Annotated in this window: 16 protein-coding genes; 11 read left to right on the forward strand and 5 right to left on the reverse strand. The window is 63.5% G+C overall.

The annotated features are described in order from the left end of the window. The first annotated feature begins 55 nt into the window (after positions 1–55). The 11 genes from AAD018_RS17445 (at position 56) to AAD018_RS17495 (ending at position 12,303) form a co-directional block, all read left to right on the forward strand. A complete protein-coding gene (locus AAD018_RS17445; protein WP_367316418.1) occupies positions 56–1,564 on the forward strand; it encodes a sugar ABC transporter ATP-binding protein in 1,509 nt (502 codons plus the stop codon). After that, the gene (locus AAD018_RS17450) at positions 1,557–2,570 is read left to right on the forward strand and encodes an ABC transporter permease (protein WP_367316419.1); all 1,014 of its coding nucleotides are present in this window, start codon (positions 1,557–1,559) and stop codon (positions 2,568–2,570) included. The genes AAD018_RS17445 and AAD018_RS17450 overlap by 8 nt, the downstream gene beginning before the upstream one ends. Then, positions 2,567–3,550 (forward strand): ABC transporter permease, encoded by a 984-nt coding sequence (locus AAD018_RS17455; protein WP_367316420.1) that lies wholly within the window; start codon positions 2,567–2,569, stop codon positions 3,548–3,550. Before AAD018_RS17450 ends, AAD018_RS17455 begins: the two co-directional genes overlap by 4 nt. 2 nt (positions 3,551–3,552) lie before the next feature. Further along, entirely contained in the window at positions 3,553–4,401 is an 849-nt protein-coding gene (locus tag AAD018_RS17460) for a sugar phosphate isomerase/epimerase family protein (protein ID WP_367316421.1), read from the forward strand. A gap of 3 nt (positions 4,402–4,404) precedes the next feature. Continuing rightward, positions 4,405–5,040 (forward strand): AAA family ATPase, encoded by a 636-nt coding sequence (locus tag AAD018_RS17465; protein ID WP_367316422.1) that lies wholly within the window; start codon positions 4,405–4,407, stop codon positions 5,038–5,040. Next, complete coding sequence (locus AAD018_RS17470; protein WP_367316423.1) at positions 5,030–6,601, forward strand: FGGY-family carbohydrate kinase; 1,572 nt, start codon at positions 5,030–5,032, stop codon at positions 6,599–6,601. Before AAD018_RS17465 ends, AAD018_RS17470 begins: the two co-directional genes overlap by 11 nt. Positions 6,602–6,622: 21 nt before the next feature. Further along, complete coding sequence (locus AAD018_RS17475) at positions 6,623–7,645, forward strand: LacI family DNA-binding transcriptional regulator (RefSeq protein ID WP_367316424.1); 1,023 nt, start codon at positions 6,623–6,625, stop codon at positions 7,643–7,645. Continuing rightward, on the forward strand, positions 7,629–8,402 hold the full coding sequence (locus AAD018_RS17480) for a DUF4344 domain-containing metallopeptidase (RefSeq protein WP_367316425.1): 774 nt from the start codon (positions 7,629–7,631) through the stop codon (positions 8,400–8,402). The genes AAD018_RS17475 and AAD018_RS17480 overlap by 17 nt, the downstream gene beginning before the upstream one ends. A 63-nt stretch (positions 8,403–8,465) precedes the next feature. Then, positions 8,466–9,830: a phosphohexomutase domain-containing protein gene (locus AAD018_RS17485; RefSeq protein WP_367316426.1), complete on the forward strand. Its 1,365-nt coding sequence runs from the start codon at positions 8,466–8,468 to the stop codon at positions 9,828–9,830. Between the two features lie 105 nt (positions 9,831–9,935). After that, on the forward strand, positions 9,936–11,375 hold the full coding sequence (locus AAD018_RS17490; protein ID WP_412005324.1) for a mannose-1-phosphate guanylyltransferase/mannose-6-phosphate isomerase: 1,440 nt from the start codon (positions 9,936–9,938) through the stop codon (positions 11,373–11,375). Positions 11,376–11,439: 64 nt separating this feature from the next. Next, positions 11,440–12,303 carry an ROK family protein gene (locus AAD018_RS17495; RefSeq protein ID WP_367316428.1) on the forward strand — a complete coding sequence of 288 codons (864 nt, stop codon included), beginning with the start codon at positions 11,440–11,442 and terminating at the stop codon, positions 12,301–12,303. On the opposite strand, the gene AAD018_RS17500 is transcribed toward AAD018_RS17495, so the two are convergent. From AAD018_RS17500 to AAD018_RS17520, 5 genes are all read right to left on the reverse strand, one after another. Continuing rightward, the gene (locus AAD018_RS17500; RefSeq protein WP_367316429.1) at positions 12,285–13,580 is read right to left on the reverse strand and encodes a glutamine synthetase family protein; all 1,296 of its coding nucleotides are present in this window, start codon (positions 13,578–13,580) and stop codon (positions 12,285–12,287) included. The two genes, AAD018_RS17495 and AAD018_RS17500, sit on opposite strands and share 19 nt — an antisense overlap. Beyond that, positions 13,577–14,389 (reverse strand): ABC transporter permease, encoded by an 813-nt coding sequence (locus AAD018_RS17505; protein ID WP_367316430.1) that lies wholly within the window; start codon positions 14,387–14,389, stop codon positions 13,577–13,579. Before AAD018_RS17505 ends, AAD018_RS17500 begins: the two co-directional genes overlap by 4 nt. Further along, positions 14,386–15,261 carry an ABC transporter permease subunit gene (locus AAD018_RS17510; RefSeq protein ID WP_367316431.1) on the reverse strand — a complete coding sequence of 292 codons (876 nt, stop codon included), beginning with the start codon at positions 15,259–15,261 and terminating at the stop codon, positions 14,386–14,388. Before AAD018_RS17510 ends, AAD018_RS17505 begins: the two co-directional genes overlap by 4 nt. A gap of 109 nt (positions 15,262–15,370) precedes the next feature. Then, positions 15,371–16,480, reverse strand: coding sequence for an ABC transporter ATP-binding protein (locus tag AAD018_RS17515; protein ID WP_367316432.1), 1,110 nt, complete (start codon positions 16,478–16,480; stop codon positions 15,371–15,373). A 19-nt stretch (positions 16,481–16,499) separates the two neighbouring features. After that, complete coding sequence (locus AAD018_RS17520; protein ID WP_367316433.1) at positions 16,500–17,579, reverse strand: polyamine ABC transporter substrate-binding protein; 1,080 nt, start codon at positions 17,577–17,579, stop codon at positions 16,500–16,502. Positions 17,580–17,611: the final 32 nt, after the last annotated feature.

Here is a 17,611-nt window from a genome sequence, read left to right on the forward strand (position 1 = left end):
GACCTGACGGGCCCGCAGCCGATGCGGGCCCTCACCTGACCTTTTCAGGACAGCCATGACCGAAACGAGCGATCAGCCGGATGACGCCCTGCGCCTGCGCGGGATCTCCAAGACATTCGGAGGCGTGCGGGCTTTGGACGATGTCAGCTTCGACGTCGCGCGCGGCGAAGTGCATTGCCTGGCCGGAGAGAATGGCTGCGGGAAAAGCACGCTGATCAAGATCGTCACCGGGGTCTATACGCCGGAGCCGGGTGCCGAGATGACCTATTTCGGGGAGCGGCTGGATGGCATCACGCCGAACGTGGCGCGGGCGCGCGGCATCGCCGTCATCTGGCAGGATCTGGCGCTATTTCCGCATATGACTGTGGCCGAGAACATCGCCTTTGACGAGATGGTCGGCCCGCTGCCTCGGCTAACGCGCCCGGGGCAGAGCCGGGGCCGGGCGGGGGAGGTTCTGCGGCGCCTTGGGGTGACGCTTGATCTGGATGCGCCACTCAACAGTCTGCCGATCGCGCAGCGTCAGATCGTGGCGATTGCACGGGCGCTGATGGGTGAGGCGCGGCTGATCTTTATGGACGAGCCGACCGCCTCGCTGACGCAGTCTGAAACGGACGGGCTGCTCGAGATCGTGCGGGGGCTGTCGGCGGACGGGGTGGCGGTGGTTTTTGTCAGCCACCGTCTGGCCGAAGTGCTTGAGATCGCCTCGCGCGTGACTGTCGTGCGGGATGGCAGGTTGGTGGGTGTCTACCCCACCGAGGGGATGACTCAGGCGCGGCTGGGCCATCTGATGACCGGCGCCGAGCTGGAGCAGGCGGTGACTGCCCGCGACCGCAGTGCCCTGCCGCCGGTGCTGGAGGTGCAGGGGCTGAGCCGCGCGGGGGAGTTTTACGATGTGTCGCTGACGATCCGCGAGGGCGAGGTGCTGGGACTGACCGGGCTCATTGGCGCGGGGCGGACTGAGCTGGCTCACGCGTTGATCGGAATGACCCGTCCCGAGAGCGGCACGGTGCTGCTGAACGGTCGCGAGATCCGGCCCCTTTCGATCCGGGACGCGATCCGGGAGGGGGTCGCCTATGTGTCTGAGGATCGGCTGTCACTGGGTCTGATCCAGCCGCAATCGATTTCGGACAACACGTCTATCTCCGTACTGGACCGGCTTTTGAACGGTCTGGGTCTGATTTCGTCCGGTCAGAAAGAGGCGCTTGTTCAGCACTGGATCGAGGAGCTAGCGGTCAAGATCGGCACTCCGGACGATGCTGTTTCGACCCTGTCAGGGGGCAATCAGCAGCGGGTCGTGCTGGCCAAATGGCTGGCGACGGAGCCGCGTCTGCTGATCCTCGACAGCCCCACGGTCGGCGTCGATGTGGGCGCGCGAGCGGGGATCTTTCGCATCGTGCGCCAGCTCGCTGATCAGGGGCTGGCGATCCTTCTGATCTCGGACGAGGTGACGGAGGTGCTGCACAATGCGGACCGCGTCCTGCATATGCGCGGCGGGCGGTTGAAGGCTGAACATGACCCCCATGCGACGTCGGTCGATACGCTGGAGGCCGAGATCTATGCGTAGCCTTGTGGCCTCCAACCGGATCGAGGCGCGGCTTGGGATCGTGCTGCTGTTGATGGTGATCGGGCTGAGCCTGACGACGGATACGTTCCTGGCGCTCGCCAATCTGACCTCGCTCTTGAACAATAATGCGGTGAACCTGATCTGGGCGGTGGGCCTTTTGGTCGTGCTGATCGCAGGCGGGATCGATATCAGCTTCGCGGTTGCGGCGTCGGTCGTGCAATATGTCGCCGTCTATTGCTTCGAGGCGCTGGGCGGAGGCAATTGGTTCATCGGGTTCCTCATCTGCGGCGCGCTGGGGATCGGGCTGGGGCTGATCAATGCGGCGCTGATCCACGGCTTTCGCATTATCTCGATCGTGATCACCATCGCGACATTCAATGCCTATTTCGGGCTGCTCATGTTCTTTTCCGGCGGGCGGTTCATCTATGATCTGCCGGACTGGTGGACGGACCGGATCTTTATCTTCGAACATCAGTCGGCCAGCGGGGTCTGGTCCGAGCTGAGCCTTGCCGTCGCCGTCATGGCAGGCTGCGTGATCGCGACGTGGCTGCTGATCCGGCGGACGACGATCGGGCGGCAGCTTTATGCGTTCGGGGACAATCCCGAAGGGGCGCGCCGGGCGGGTGTGAACATCGCGCTGATGCAGGCGATTGCGTTCGGATGGATGGGCCTGATGGCCGGGATCGGCGGGTTTATGCAGGTCAATATCGTCAAGGAGGTCGTCCCGAATGCGCTTTATGGGCGCGAGCTTGAGGTGCTGGCTGCCGTCGTTCTTGGCGGTGCGCGCCTTGGCGGCGGCAAGGGGACGGTGCTGGGCTGCATTCTGGGCGTCATGTTCGTGGCGATCACGCAGAACGGGCTGAACCTGCTCGGGATCTCGCCCTTTGCGTTTCAGATGATCATCGGGGCGGCGATCCTGATCGCGATCTCTTCGTCGAATATCTCGCTGGATCTGCCGGGGCTGGGCGGCCGTCGCGTGGCTCTCGGGACGGAGAGGGCGCCATGATCCGCCTGCGCAAGGCCCTCGGCGTCGAGACGCTGCCGCTTTTAGTGATGTTGGCGCTGGTCGTCGTGGTCTTTGCCCTGGCGACGCCGCGCTTTCTGACGGCGGCCAATCTGGGCTCGATGGCGGTGCAGCTGCCGGTGCTGGGCCTGCTGACGCTGGCGATGCTGGTGCCGATCCTGTCGGGCGGGCTGAACCTTGCGATCATCTATCAGGCTAACCTGTCAGGCTTGACGCTGGCTTGGGTGCTGCTGTCCTTTGGCGGGTCCGAGGCGGGGTTTGGGGCGTTCGTTCTGGGGACTGTTGCAGCGATTGCCGTAGGTGCGCTATCGGGGCTGATTATGGGGCTGGTGGTCGCCTATATCGGCGCGCATCCGATCCTTGTTTCGCTGGCGATGATGATCTTTCTGCGGGGGCTGGGAGAGTTCATGACCCGCGGCGGGGATATCTCAGGCTTTCCCGATTATATGCGCGTGATTGGGCATGGGGATGTGCTTGGCGTGCCTGTTCCGCTTTTGATCTTTCTGGGCGCCGCTTTGCTGTGGCACGTCATGCTCAAGCGCACGCGGCACGGCTTTTCCGTTTACATGGTCGGCTCGAATATCGATGCGGCGGAGTATTCAGGGCTGCATACAAAGCGGACGCTGACGCTGATCTACACGATTTCCGGTGTGATCTGCGCGATTGCAGGGATCCTGATGGCCGCGCGGTTCAACTCGGTTCGCGTGGGGCACGGAGAGGCGCTTCTGCTGGTCACGGTGCTGGCCTGTTTTCTGGGCGGGATCGATCCGTTCGGCGGCTTTGGCAAGGTGCTGCCCGTGGTGCTGGCGCTGATGATCCTGCAGGCGCTGTCCTCGGGGCTGAACCTGCTGGGCGCGAACCAGCATCTGTCGACGGCGGTCTGGGGGCTGTTCCTGATTGGGGTCATGGCGCTGCGCTGGGTGGCGCAGCAATGGAATTCGAGGCGACGACGGGAGATCTGACAATGCAAGGATTCGGGGTTCACACCAGCATGTGGACGATGAACTGGGACCGGGATGGCGCCGAACGGGCCGTCGCGGGCGCCGTTGAATACGGCATGGATTTCATCGAGATAGCCCTTTTGAACGCGCCTGCGGTCGACGCGGCTCACACGCGCGGCCTGCTTGAGGCGCATAAGCTGCGGGCGGTTTGCTCGCTGGGCCTGCCCGAGCCGGTCTGGGCGTCGGTGAACCCCGAGGGGGCGGTGGATCATCTCAAGGTCGCCATGGACGTGACGAAGGCGATGGGTGCCGAAGCGCTCTCTGGCGTGACCTATGGCGGGATCGGCGAACGGACTGGATTGCCGCCGTCTGAGCAGGAGCTGTCGAACGTCGCCCGCGCTCTGGAGGCGGCAGCGGCCTATGCCAAATCACTGGGGCTGCTGTTCGGGATCGAGCCGGTGAACCGTTACGAGAACCATCTGATCAATACCGGCTGGCAAGCGCGCGATATGATCGAGCGGGTCGGGGCGGAGAATATCTTTATCCATCTCGACACCTACCACATGAATATCGAAGAGAAGGGCGTGGCGAATGGTATTCTCGATGTGCGCGAGCATCTGAAGTATATTCACCTGTCGGAATCCGATCGTGGCACGCCGGGTGAAGGCTGCTGTGACTGGGACGAGGTCTATGCCACACTCGCTGCCATCGGGTTCGAGGGAGGGCTCGCCATGGAGAGCTTCATCAACATGCCCCCCGAGGTCGCCTATGGCCTTTCCGTTTGGCGTCCTGTCGCAGAGAGCCATCGCGAAGTGATGGACAAGGGGCTGCCGTTTCTGCGCAACAAGGCGCAGCAATACCGGCTGATCTGAGGGATGGCGCCTGAGCGCATCACCGGGGCTGGCCTGATCGCTCGGCTGGACGCGTTGTCGCGGGGGAGGCGGACGATCATCGGGATCGCGGGCGCGCCGGGATCGGGCAAGTCGACGCTGGCGGACGGGGTGGCGGAGGCTCTTGGCGCACGCGCTGCGGTGCTGCCGATGGACGGATATCACTACGATGACATCCTGCTGCACGAGCTGGGTCGCCATGCCCGCAAAGGGGCGCCCGATACGTTCGATGTGGATGGCTTGGCGCATATGATCGGTCGGCTGAGATCCGGGGGCGAGGTGGTCGTGCCTGTCTTCGACCGCGACAAGGAGATCGCCCGCGCCGGGGCGCGGGTCATTCCGGAGGCGGCGGAGATCATTTTGGTGGAAGGCAATTACGTTCTGGCTGGCGATCCGCCCTGGTCGGTGCTGCGCGATGCTTTTGAGCTGCGTGTCCTAATCGATGTCCCCGAAGACGAACTGCGCCGCCGTCTGCGGCAACGGTGGGAGCACTACGCGCTGTCCGAGGAGGCGATCCTGGCCAAGCTGGATGAGAATGATCTGCCGAACGGACGCTATGTCCGGTCCTCTAGCGTAGGTGTCGACCTGCTTTTGACGCAGGAGGGCCCCGATGGCGGATAGGCTGACGCTTGGGATCGATGTGGGCACGGGTAGCGCGCGGGCGGGGCTCTTTGATGGGGCAGGGCGGCTTGCGGGGCATGGGGCGCATCCGATCCATCTCTGGCAGGATGGCGAATTGGCGGAGCAATCCTCAGCCGATATCTGGCTGGCCGTCTGCCGTGCGACGGCTGGCGCATTGGAGGCGGCGGAGGCCAAGGCCGAGGATGTCGCTGGTATCGGGTTCGATGCCACCTGCTCGATGGCGGTGCTGAGCTCGGATGGCAGTCCGGTCACGGTCAGCCGAAGCGGCCATCCGGCGCGCGATGTTATCGTATGGATGGATCATCGGGCGATCGATCAGGCACGGCGCATCAACGAGACTGACCACCCTGTCCTGCGCTATGTCGGTGGACGGATTTCGCCCGAGATGCAGACGCCCAAGCTGCTGTGGCTGAAGGAAAATATGCCTCAAAGCTATGCGGGGGCCGGGCATTTCATGGACTTGCCCGACTGGCTGACCTGGCGCGCGACCGCCAGCACGGCGCGGTCGATCTGCACGGTCACCTGCAAGTGGACCTATCTGGCGCATGAACATCGTTGGGATTCCAGCTATTTTCGGGAGATCGGGCTGGAGGATCTGGCAGAGGCGCCCGCTCGGATTGGTACCGAAATCGTCCCGCTTGGCACGCCGCTCGGTTCCGGTCTCTCACCCGAAGCCGCTGCGGATCTGGGCTTGATCCGGGGCATACCCGTCGCGGCGAGCCTCATCGATGCCCATGCAGGCGGCATTGGCACCCTTGGCGCAGCAGACGGGCCGGGAGAGGCGACCAGCCGCATGGCCTATGTGTTCGGCACCTCGGCCTGCACCATGACCTCGACACAGGATCCGACCTTCGTGCCGGGGGTCTGGGGGCCGTATCATTCCGCGATGATCCCGGGGCTTTGGCTCAACGAAGGCGGCCAGTCCGCGGCCGGGGCTGCCATTGCGCAGCTTCTTGCGATGCATCCGGCGAGCGCGCGTGCTGAAACGAATGGGCAGAGCCTTCCCCACGCGCTGGCGGAAGAGGCGGCTGCTATGGGCGATGCGTTTGCGGTGGCTGGAGAGATCACGGTCGTTCCGGACTTCAACGGCAATCGCTCACCCCATGCCGATCCGGGCGCGCGCGCGGTGATTGCAGGCCTTGGCGCCCGAACGGATCATGGCTCGCTTATCGCGCTTTATGCGGCGGGGCTTCTGGGGCTGGGCTACGGGCTGCGCCAGATCCTCGAGGCGCAAAGGAATGCGGGGATCGACACCGAGGCCATCGTCGTCAGCGGCGGAGCGGGGGCGCATCCGTTTGTGCGGCAGACATTGGCCGACGCGACAGGGCTGCCGATCCTTTTGCCCGAGACGCCTGAACCGGTGCTTCTAGGCTCTGCGATGCTCGGAGCCGTGGCTGCCGGGATCCATGCGGATATCCCGGTCGCGATGCGGGCCATGTCACGCAACGCTGCTCGTCTGAGCCCCGATCCAGCACGGACGGATGCCCATACCGCGCGCTTCCGGCGCTTTGCCGCGTTGCAAGCGGCGTCTGGGCTGTGAGATCCTCATCAGCAGGTGCGCATGGCTGATCCTGCCGGTAGAAAGCGCATCACGATCTATGATCTTGCGATGCTGGCGGAGGCCTCGCCCAGTACGGTCAGCGCCGTTCTGAGCGGCAACTGGCGCAAGCGGCGCATCAGCGAAAGAATGGCGCAGCGCATTCAGGAGCTGGCGCGACAGCATGGCTATGCGCTGAACATGCAGGCGCGGGCGCTTCGCAAGGAACGGTCGGGTATCATCGGGATGATCGTTCCGATGTATGACAACCGCTATTTCAGCTCTATCGCGCAGACATTTGAGCAGATGGCCCGGGCGCGGGGGCTTTTGCCGATCGTTACCAGTACCCAGCGCGATCCCGCTCTAGAGGCGGAAGCCGCCAGCGCGATGCTCGCCTATCAGGTCGAAACACTGATCTGCACCGGTACGACCGATCCCGATCAAATCCATGATCTGTGTGCCGCGGCAGGCGTTCCCACGCTTAACCTCGATCTTCCGGGAACCAAGGCCGCTTCTGTCATTTCCGACAATTATGCTGGCGCGCTGACCCTGACACGCCAGGCTCTTGCGACGGCCAAGGGGGAGGGGCAGTTCATCTTCCTCGGGGGCCGCGCGACGGATCATAACACGCGCGAGCGCATCCGAGGCTTTCTAGATGCTCATACCGAGCAGGGGCTGAGTGTCGATCCGGCGAATATCCTTACCGGAGGATACGCGGCGGACAAAGCCTATGAGGCGCTTTCGCATCATCTTGCCAGTACGGGACGTTTGCCGCCGGGCCTTTTCGTCGCCTCTACAATTACGCTCGAGGGGGTCGTGCGCTTCTTTGGTGATCATCCCGACCTCAACATGACGGAACTGTCGATCGCCTGTTTCGACTGGGACCCCTTCGTTGCGGTCCTTGGCAAGAACATCTTTATGGTGCGCCAAGATGTGACGGCTATGATGCGTCATATCTTCGACCTTGTGGACGGACGGGCCGAGGCCCCGACGCTTATCGAAGTTCCGCTGGTTCCGATGGAGTTCGACGATGATGCACCGACCTGACCGATGGCTGCGCGCGGCTATTGTCGGCTTGGCTCTTGCCGCGAGCCCCGCCGCTGCCGAGACAGAACCGGGCGATTTCGCCCGCAATGTCACGACCCATGTCCTGATCCACGAGCTGGCTCATGCGTTGATCCGCGAATTCGACTTGCCCGTCCTTGGCAATGAGGAGATAATCGCCGATGCATTTGCCACGCTTTACATCGCGCAGGTCATGCCGGACCGTGCCAAGGCTATCGTCACCGACCGGGCGAGGTCCTGGATCATCGAGGCGGCGGAGTTCCCCGGCACGCCAGATCTGAAGGGCGAGCATCCGCCTGATGCCCGCCGGGCCTATCGTGCAGTCTGTCTTCTCTATGGGTTCGATCCGGAAAGCTATGGCGATCTGCCGTCCTGGGCTGGTCTATCCGACAATGATGCGGCGGACTGCGCTGACGCGGCCCCCGAGATTGCCCGCAGTTGGCGCCGTCTGCTGACGCCTCTGATGGCGCCGGACGAGTTTGAGACCCGCGAGTTTCGGATCGAATATGGTGACAGTGATCTGACCGATATGGTGCGCGAGAGCGGTCTGATGGAGGAGATTGGGGGCGAGATCTCCCGCTTCGACTGGCATTCGCAGATTACGCTCTTTTTCGACGGGTGTGATGGCGGCGCGGGGTGGAGCCGCAGCCGCCGGACGATCCGGCTTTGTGACAGCTATTTGCAGCGTTTTATCGATCAGGAAGAGGCTGCGGCCTTGCTTGAAGACGGGTTGCGCTAGCGCTCTTTCTTGACCTGGTCGCTGTGCTGGCGTCCTTTGAGCGTAAGCAAAGAAGGGTTTTCCATGCCTCCCAAGTTCGGGACCAGCGGCCTACGCGGCCTCGTGAGCGATCTGACCGACATCGTGATCAGGCGCTACACAGGCGCCTTTCTTGCGGCCTGTCCCACCGGCACCGGGCTTTATGTGGCGCGCGACCTGCGGCCGTCCTCCTTAAGCATTGCGCAGACCGTAATCCGGTCGGCGCGTGCCGCCGGTCTCGATGTTGCCGATTGCGGGGAGGCTGCGACGCCAGCCCTTGCGCTGGCTGCGGGAGAGGCGGTGGCAGCGGCGATCATGGTGACCGGCAGCCACATTCCAGCAGACCGCAATGGGTTGAAATTCTACACGCCCGAAGGGGAAATCACGAAGGCGGACGAGGCCGCCATTCTGGCTGCGGGTCCCCTGCCACAGGCCTCGCGTGAAGGCGGCCTGACCCAGCGCGATATCATGATACCCTATGGCGCGCGCTACAGCCGCGCCTTTGGCCCGGAGGCGCTGCGGGGTCTGCGTATCGGTATCTACCAGCATAGCACCGTTCAGAGGGATCTTCTTTCTGATCTTTTTGCTGCACTTGGTGCGCAGACGGTTCGGCTTGGCCGGTCTGAGACGTTCATTCCGCTTGATACCGAAGCGGTCGAGCCGGAGGTGGCGGCGATGCTGGCTCGCTGGATCGTGGAGCATGATCTGGATGCCATCGTCTCGGCTGATGGGGATGGGGACCGACCGCTTCTGGCGACGCCGGAGGGTATCGTAGCTGGGGATATCCTGGGGCCGCTGACGGCCCATGCGCTGGGGGCCAAAATCGTGGTGACGCCGGTTTCCTCCAACACGATGGCTGCGCGGTCTGGCCGGTTCGAGCAGGTGATTCAGACGCGGATCGGCTCGCCGCATGTCATTGCGGGAATGACCGACCATCCCGGACGGACGGTTGGGTATGAGGCGAACGGGGGATTTCTGCTTGGCTTTGAAGCGGAGGGTCATGCCGGGTCTCTTTCGCCTTTGCTGACGCGAGATGCGGTGCTGCCGCTGATTGCGCCGCTTTGGCAGGCGCGTAGGGCAAACCGCAGCCTGTCCGATCTCTGCGGCGACTGGCCAGATCGGCATACGGCCAGCGGGCGGCTTCCGCAGGTCTCGGATCGGGGACTGGCGCATATTGCAGAGCAGATCGAGAAGGCACCGCACCGGATCCACCCCACGCTTGCGGATATTGCCGAGATCGACCGGACCGATGGATTTCGCGCCAGTCTACCGGATGGGCGAATCCTGCATCTGAGACCGTCCGGGAATGCGCCGGAATTCCGCTGCTATGTCGAGGCGGATAGGGCAGAGGAGGCAGAGCGGTTGCGCGACGAGACGCTCGACGCTCTTGCCCGGCTTGCGGAAGACTGACGAGCGGCACTTGCGATAGCCGCCTGGACATATTCCCCGCCGATTGGGCGACTGGACACGACGGCGCAGACCGCGCACCTTTGCGCGACCTTGAGGTGATTGAGGATAGCGTTTGTGCAGGTAACTCCCGTTTTGCTATGCGGCGGCTCCGGAACGCGGCTATGGCCGCTGTCCCGGCGCTCCTATCCCAAACAGTTTGCCTCTGTCTTGGGGGAAGAGACGCTCTATCAGCAAACAGCGCGGCGGCTGAGCGGCTCGGATAGCGCGTTTTCGTTTGCGGCGCCCATTATCGTCACGGGGACCGATTTCCGGTTCATCGTCACCGAGCAGCTGATCGAAATCGGGATCGATCCGGGTGCGGTTCTGATCGAACCGGAGCCGCGCAATACCGCACCGGCCGTTCTGGCCGCTGCGCTTCATATCGCCAAGACGGATCCTGAGGCGATCCTTCTGATCTCTCCCACAGATCATGTGGTCCCTGATCCTGCGGCGTTTCGGAAGGCGATTGCTGCCGGTCTTCCGGCGGCGGGGCGGGGAGATCTTGTTACCTTTGGTATTGCGCCCGATAGGCCTGAGACCGGCTACGGCTATCTGGAACTCGCCGCCCCGCCGGATGATGAGGGTCCCCTGCCGCTTAAATCTTTCACCGAAAAGCCCGATCCGGCGACAGTAAAGCGGATGCTTGAAGGGGGCTGCCATCTTTGGAATGCGGGGCTCTTTCTGTTTCGGGCGCGGGATATTCTGGCAGCCTATGAGGCTCACGCGCCGACCCTGGTTGAGCCTGTGCGCAAAGCTGTCGATACAGCCCAGCCCGATCTTGGGTTCCTGCGGCTGGATCCGGAAGCGTTTGCGCGGGCCGAGGATATCTCCATCGATTACGCCGTTCTGGAAAAGGCGACGCAGCTTTCCGTGATCCCCTACAAAGGGCGTTGGTCCGATCTTGGCTCGTGGGAGGCGGTGCTGCACGAGACGCCGCAAGGCCCGTCCGGCACCGCGACGTCGGGTGCAGCGACCGCGATCGATTGCAGCGGTAGTCTGTTGCGATCGGAAGCGGAAACGCTCGAGCTTGTCGGGCTGGGGCTGGAGAACATTATTGCGGTCGCGATGCCGGATGCGGTGCTCGTCGCCGATCGGTCGCGGGCACAGGATGTGGGGCAAGCGGTTGAGGCGCTTCGGGCCAGGTCGCGCCCGCAGGCGACACGGGCGCCGCGTGACTACCGGCCCTGGGGATGGTTCGAGACACTGGTTCTGGGCGACCGTTTTCAGGTCAAGCGCATCACGGTCAATCCGGGTGGCATCCTCTCTTTGCAGAGCCACATCCACCGGGCCGAGCATTGGATCGTGGTTGAGGGGACGGCGCGTGTGACGATCGGGGAAACGACATCCCTTGTTGCCGAGAACCAGTCGGTCTTTATCCCGCTGGGTGCGGTGCACCGGCTCGAGAACCCGGGCAAGCTGCCGATGGTTCTGATCGAGGTGCAGACCGGCAGCTATCTGGGCGAGGACGACATCACCCGGCATGAGGATCTCTATTCCCGCCCGTAAGCCATCCCTGCCTTGCGCCGCGCACGCCTCTGGCGCATCACCGTCGGGCCAAAAGGAGCAGCGCATGACCCTCTCGGGCGGGATCGATATCGGCGGGACCAAGATCGCCGCGCATCTTTTCGGGCCGGGTGGAGAGGTCCTGTTCAGACATCGTGCGCCCACACCTCAGACCTATCCGGCGCTGGTCGAAGCGCTGCAGGATCTGATCGCGGCTATCCGCTCTGAAGCGGGCGAGGCCTGTCCGGTTGGGATCGGTCTGCCGGGGCGCGTAGATCCGGTGACCGGCGGGATCGATGCGGCCAATCTGCCGTTGTCGGGTCACATCCTTCAGAGCGATCTGCCGGACGGGGTTGCTTTACTCAACGATGTTCGCGCATTCGCGCTGGGCGAGGCGGCCAAGGTCCCGGAGGGGTCGCAGACGCTTGTCGGTCTTGCCATCGGCACCGGTCTGGCGGCGGCCTGCGTGCCGGGTCCGGTCGGCTCCACGGGGATCGGCGGCGAGATTGGTCATCTGCCTCTTCCCGCCCCGCTGGTAATGGAGCGCGGGCTGCCGCTGCTGGACTGCCCATGCGGCAGGCAGGGCTGTATGGAGACGCTTTTTTCGGGGCCGGGTCTGACGCGGCTGGCGGCTCATCGGCGGGGGGCGGCGCTTTCTTCGGAGGAAGCAGCCGAGGATCCCGGGATCTGGGATGACTGGCTTGCGATCGGAGCGCATGTTCTGCTGCTTCTCGTTCATACCTATGATCCGCACCGGATCGTTCTGGGGGGAGGTCTGTCCGCGCGGCCTGACCTTGCCCGCGACCTGACCGCTCGCCTTGAAGAGCTGATCTGGGAGGATACATCTGCGCCCGCGATCGAGGTGTCGACCGATCCGGTCCTGTCGGCGACGCGCGGGGCGGCCCGGTTCGCTCAGAAGCGTGAGAGATAGATCTCGTATTCGAGCGGGGAAATGATCGGCAGGATCCTGGCGATCTCGTTTCTGCGCACGGCTGCGTAGAGGTCGCGGTAGGGGGTGCCGAAGATGGAGGCCGCGGCCTCGGATTGGGCGAACCGGTCCACGGCGGCGGACCAGTCGTGACTTAGAGGCGGCGCCTCCGCCCGCTCCGGCGGCAGATCGGGACGATGCTCGAGGCCCCAGAGCATGCCTCCGAGGATCCCGGCCAAGGCGAGGTAGGGGTTGACGTCCGCGCCCGAGATCCGGTGCTCGAGCCGTGCGGCGGGACCCGATGTGGCAGGCAGGCGCACCCCTGCCGAGCGGTCGTCGATCCCCCAATCAGGCGCGGTCGGCGCAAAGCTGAGGGGCTGGAATCGCCGGTAGGAGTTCAGATGCGGCGCGAAGATCGCCTGGCAGTCGGCCATGCTGTCGATCAGGCCCGCTACGCATTCTGACAGGACATCCGACAGCCCTTCATCCGCAGCCATGACGTTCCCATCCTTCGGGTCCAGCAGCGAGACATGGGCATGCAGCCCGTTGCCGGGGCTGTCCGCATAGGGCTTGGCCATGAAGGTCGCCTCGAGCCCATGCGCCGCCGCAGTGGTTCGCACGAGCCGTTTGAAAAGCACGGCCATATCGGCGGCGCGCAAGGCGTCGGGACAATGGCGAAAGTTCACCTCGAACTGGCCGGGGCCGTATTCGGCAATGACTGTTTCTGTCTCCAGTCCCTGCGCTTCGGCTCCGGCGAGGATCGCCTCTAGCACCGGAGCGGTGCGGTCCAGAACCTCCATGTCGTAATTCTGGAACTGCGGCGCACCGTCCGGTGGAAGCGGCGGCGCATCCGGGCGATCCCGTTGCTGGAGCAGATGAAATTCCAGCTCCAGCGCGACGACGGGCGTCAGGTCCCGCACGGCGAAGCGCCTGATGACGTCGGCCAGTCGTTCGCGCGGTGAATTGGGATCGCCCTCGATCTCTGCCAGGACCTGCGCGCCGCCGATGCAGGGTCCAAGCGTTCCGGGCACTGGCGACAAGACGCCGTCTGGATCTCCGGCCAGAATGCCAAGACCGGTTTCGCCGACCTCCTCGCCCAGAATGTTGGGCGCATAAGTCGAGACAGGCAGCCGCACCGCGCCGTTCCCGATTGCCTCGAGCTTATCGCCCGGAAGCCATTTGCCGCGCAGGATTCCGTTGATATCGCAGAGCATGACTTCGACGCGATCGGGCAGACCATGCGCGCTCAAATAGGCCGCGACCTCCGCCTTCCAGCTCATCCGGCGGCCAACCTTTCATCCCGCGCCTTGCGGGCAATCGCCTGTTTCGAGACGAGCGAGGCGGTGATCACACCAGTCGCAACGACCGCGATCAGGATCGTTGAGAGCGCGTTGATCTCAGGCGTGACGCCGAGCCGGACGGAGGAGAAGATCTTCATTGGCAAGGTCGTCGCAGCAGGTCCGGCGGTGAAGGAGGCGATCACCAGATCGTCGAGCGACAGCGTGAAGGCAAGCAACCAGCCCGAGATCACGGCAGGCGCGATGATCGGCAGCGTCACCAGTCGGAACGTCTGCGCCGGAGAGGCGCCCAGATCCAGAGCCGCCTCCTCCAGCGACCGGTCGAAGGAGGCCAGACGCGCCGAGACGACAACCGAGACGTAGCACATCGAGAAGGTCGTATGCGCCAGAACGATGGTGCCTATCCCTCGGTCCATCCCGATCGCGATGAAGAGGAGCAGCAATGAGAGGCCGGTGATTACCTCGGGCATCACAAGGGGGGCGTAGATCATACCCGAAAAGAGCGTCCGCCCCAGAAACCGGCCGCCCCGCACGAGCGCCAGTGCGGCCATCACGCCAAGCACCGTGGCCAGAGTGGAGGACAGGAAGGCAACCCGCAGCGTCACCCAGGCAGCGTCTAGAAAGGCTTCATTCTGGAAGAGCTCTGCGTACCAGCGGGTCGAGAACCCCGCCCAGACCGTCACCAGCCGTCCGTCGTTGAAGCTGTAGACGATGAGGATCAGCATTGGCAGGTATAGAAAGGCAAAGCCGAGCGCGAGCGATGTGACATTGAACCAGGATGGCGCTCTCATGCCTCGTCCCTCAACCGCTGTTCGTTGCGCTGGAAGAGGACGATCGGGATAATGAGAATGATGAGGAGGATCACCGCCACCGCCGAGGCAACCGGCCAGTCGCGGTTGTTGAAGAACTCCTCCCACAGGACCTTGCCGATCATCAGCGTGTCCGATCCGCCCAGAAGGGAGGGGATCACGAATTCGCCGATGGCGGGGATGAAGACAAGGAAGCATCCTCCGATCACGCCGGCCTTGGAGAGCGGGACGACGATGAGCCAGAAGGCCTTGATCCGCGAGCATCCGAGGTCTTCCGCCGCCTCCAGAAGTTCGGCATCGATCCTGCCGAGCGTGGCGTAGATCGGCAGGATCATGAACGGCACGTAGGTGTAGACGATCCCGATATAGACGGCCCAGTCGGTGTTGAGGATCTGAAGCGGGGCGGAGATCAGGCCGAGGCCGAGCAGGACCTGGTTGAGATAACCTTCAGTGCCCAGAATGCCGATCCATGCGTAGACGCGGATCAGAAACGAGGTCCAGAAGGGCAGGATGACCAGCATCAGAAGAAGCGGCCGCCACGCCTCGGGCGCGCGGGCGAGGCCGTAGGCGATGGGAAAGCCAATGAGCAGCGCCAGCAGGGTCGAAATGAAGGCGATTTTCAGCGAGGAGAGATAGGCTTTCCAGTAAAGATCGTCTTCGGTCAGGAAGACGAAGTTCTCGACATCGAAGCGGCTCAGGAAATCGCGCAGTCCTTCGGTCTTGCTCCAGATCGGTTCGTAAGGCGGGATCGCGAGCGCCGGATCGCTCAGTGATATGCGCAGCACAATGATGAACGGCACCAGAAAGAGCGCCAGAAGCCACAGATAGGGCAGAGCGATGGTCAGCCGCCTCATGCGAAAGCGCGCCGATATCGTCCTGGACTTGATCTGGGACCTCCTGCACGGCCCCTGAAGGGCAGGCCCCGGCTCAAGGCCGGGGGGCGTCGGGACAGGTAGGCAGGTGTCATCGCTCGAGCACCAGACCGGCGGTCCCGCTCCAGCCCAGCCAGACCTCGTCCTCCCAGTCGAAGGCGCGTGCGGCGACGCGGCGCGTGTTCGCTGTCGCCGCCTTGACGACATGACCGGAGGGCAGCTCCACGTGATAGGTCGAAGAGCCGCCGAGATAGCCGATATCGATCACCTTGCCGCGCACGGCGTTGGGCGTTTCGGGCCGTTCGCCCGAGATTGACACTTTCTCGGGCCGCACCGCGTAGGTGACCGCGCCTTCCGCCATTCCTTCGGCGGTCAGCGAGACGCCTTCGGCCACATCGACGACCACGCCGCTGCCGCTTTGCCGGGCGCGCCCTTCGAGCAGGTTCACGTCCCCAATGAAGTCCGCCACATAGACCGAGTTCGGAGCCTCATAGATGCGCTCGGGCACATCGACCTGAACGATGCGGCCTTCGCGCATGACGGCGACGCGAGAGGCCACGGTCATCGCCTCTTCCTGATCGTGGGTGACGATGACAAAGGTCGTGCCCGTCGTTTCCTGAATTTCCATCAGCTCGAACTGGGTTTCCTCGCGCAGTTTCTTGTCGAGTGCGCCCAGCGGTTCGTCCAGCAGCAGCAGCTTTGGCGCCTTGGCCAGCGACCGGGCCAGCGCCACCCGCTGCCGCTGACCGCCCGAGATCTGGTGCGGTTTGCGCGATCCCAGCGCGCCCAGCTGCACCATCCGCATGACCTCGTCGACCCGCGCCTTGCGCGCCGCCGCCTCCATCCCCTCGCGTTTGAGGCCGAAGGCGATGTTGTCGCGCACTGTCAGATGAGGGAAGAGGGCATAGCTCTGGAACATCATGTTCACGGCCCGCTTGTTCGGCGGCACGCGCGCCATGTCCTGCCCGTCAATCTCGATCGTGCCTTCGGTCGGTGTTTCGAACCCGCCGAGCATTCGCATGAGCGTCGTCTTCCCGCAGCCTGAGGGGCCAAGCAGGGCGAAGAACTCCTTTGGATAGATCTTCAGATCGAGCGTATCGATCGCCGTGAACTCTCCGAACCGCTTGGTGACGCCGCGAAACTCTATCAGAGCCGCAGCGCCCGGATCGTTCCACGGTGCAAAAGAGGTGTCGTTGACCACGGGAAGAGGCCCTGCCGGATCAGGTGCCTGACTTGATGCGCGTCCACATCCGGGTGACGCCGCGCTGGGTGCGCGCGTCATAGGCCGAAACGGTAAAGAGGTTTTCGAGCACCTCGGCACCCGGATAGACCGCCGGATCGTCGATCACGTCCTCAACGAGGTAATCCTGGCTGGCCAGATTACCGTTGGCGTAGAACACGTAGTTCGAGGCTGCCGCCATGTTCTGCGCATCCAGCATGAAGTTCAGGAATTTATGCGCGCCTTCGGGATTGGGCGCATCGACCGGGATCGCCATCTGATCGAACCACATCAGCGCGCCTTCTTTGGGCACATGGTATTCAATGGTCACGCCATTGTCGGCCTCTTCGGCCCGGCTGCGCGCTTGCAGGACATCGCCCGACCAGCCGACAGCGACACAGATCTCACCGTTGGCAAGGGCGTTGATATATTCGGAGGAATGGAATTTCTCGATATAGGGGCGCACCGCCATCAGGACCGGCTCGGCCTTTTCGATCGTCTCGATATCCTGCGCATTCGGATCCTCGCCTATATATTGCAGGGCGGCCGGGATCAGCTCGGTCGGGGCGTCGAGGAAGTAGACGCCGCATTCCTGCAGCTTTTCCATATTCGCCGGATCGAAAACCAGATCGAGGCTGTCGATCGGGGCATCCTCGCCAAGGATCTCGGTCACCTTCTCGACGTTCACGCCCAGCCCGGTCGTGCCCCACATGTAGTTGATCGAATACTGGTTCTCGGGATCGTATTGCGCCGTCCGCTCGGTCACGACCTCCCAGACATTGCCGAGGTTGGGCAGCTTCGCCTGATCAAGCGGCTGGAACGCGCCTGCGGCGACCTGCCGTTCAAGGAAGGACCCGGTGGGCACCACAACGTCATAGCCCGATCCGCCGGCGAGCATCTTGGTCTCGAGCAGTTCGTTGCTGTCGAAGACGTCGTAGATCAGCTCGATCCCAGTCTCTTCCTCGAATTTGGCGAGCAATTCCTCGTCGATGTAATCCGACCAGTTGTAGACGCGCACCTCTTCGGCAAGCGCGGCCTGGGCCGCAAGGATCGTGACAACGGCAGTGGCAAGGGTCTTCATGGCGCGTCTCTCCCAAACGTCAGCATTTGCGG

Source organism: Aestuariibius insulae (assembly GCF_040783535.2).
Classification (GTDB): domain Bacteria; phylum Pseudomonadota; class Alphaproteobacteria; order Rhodobacterales; family Rhodobacteraceae; genus Aestuariibius; species Aestuariibius insulae.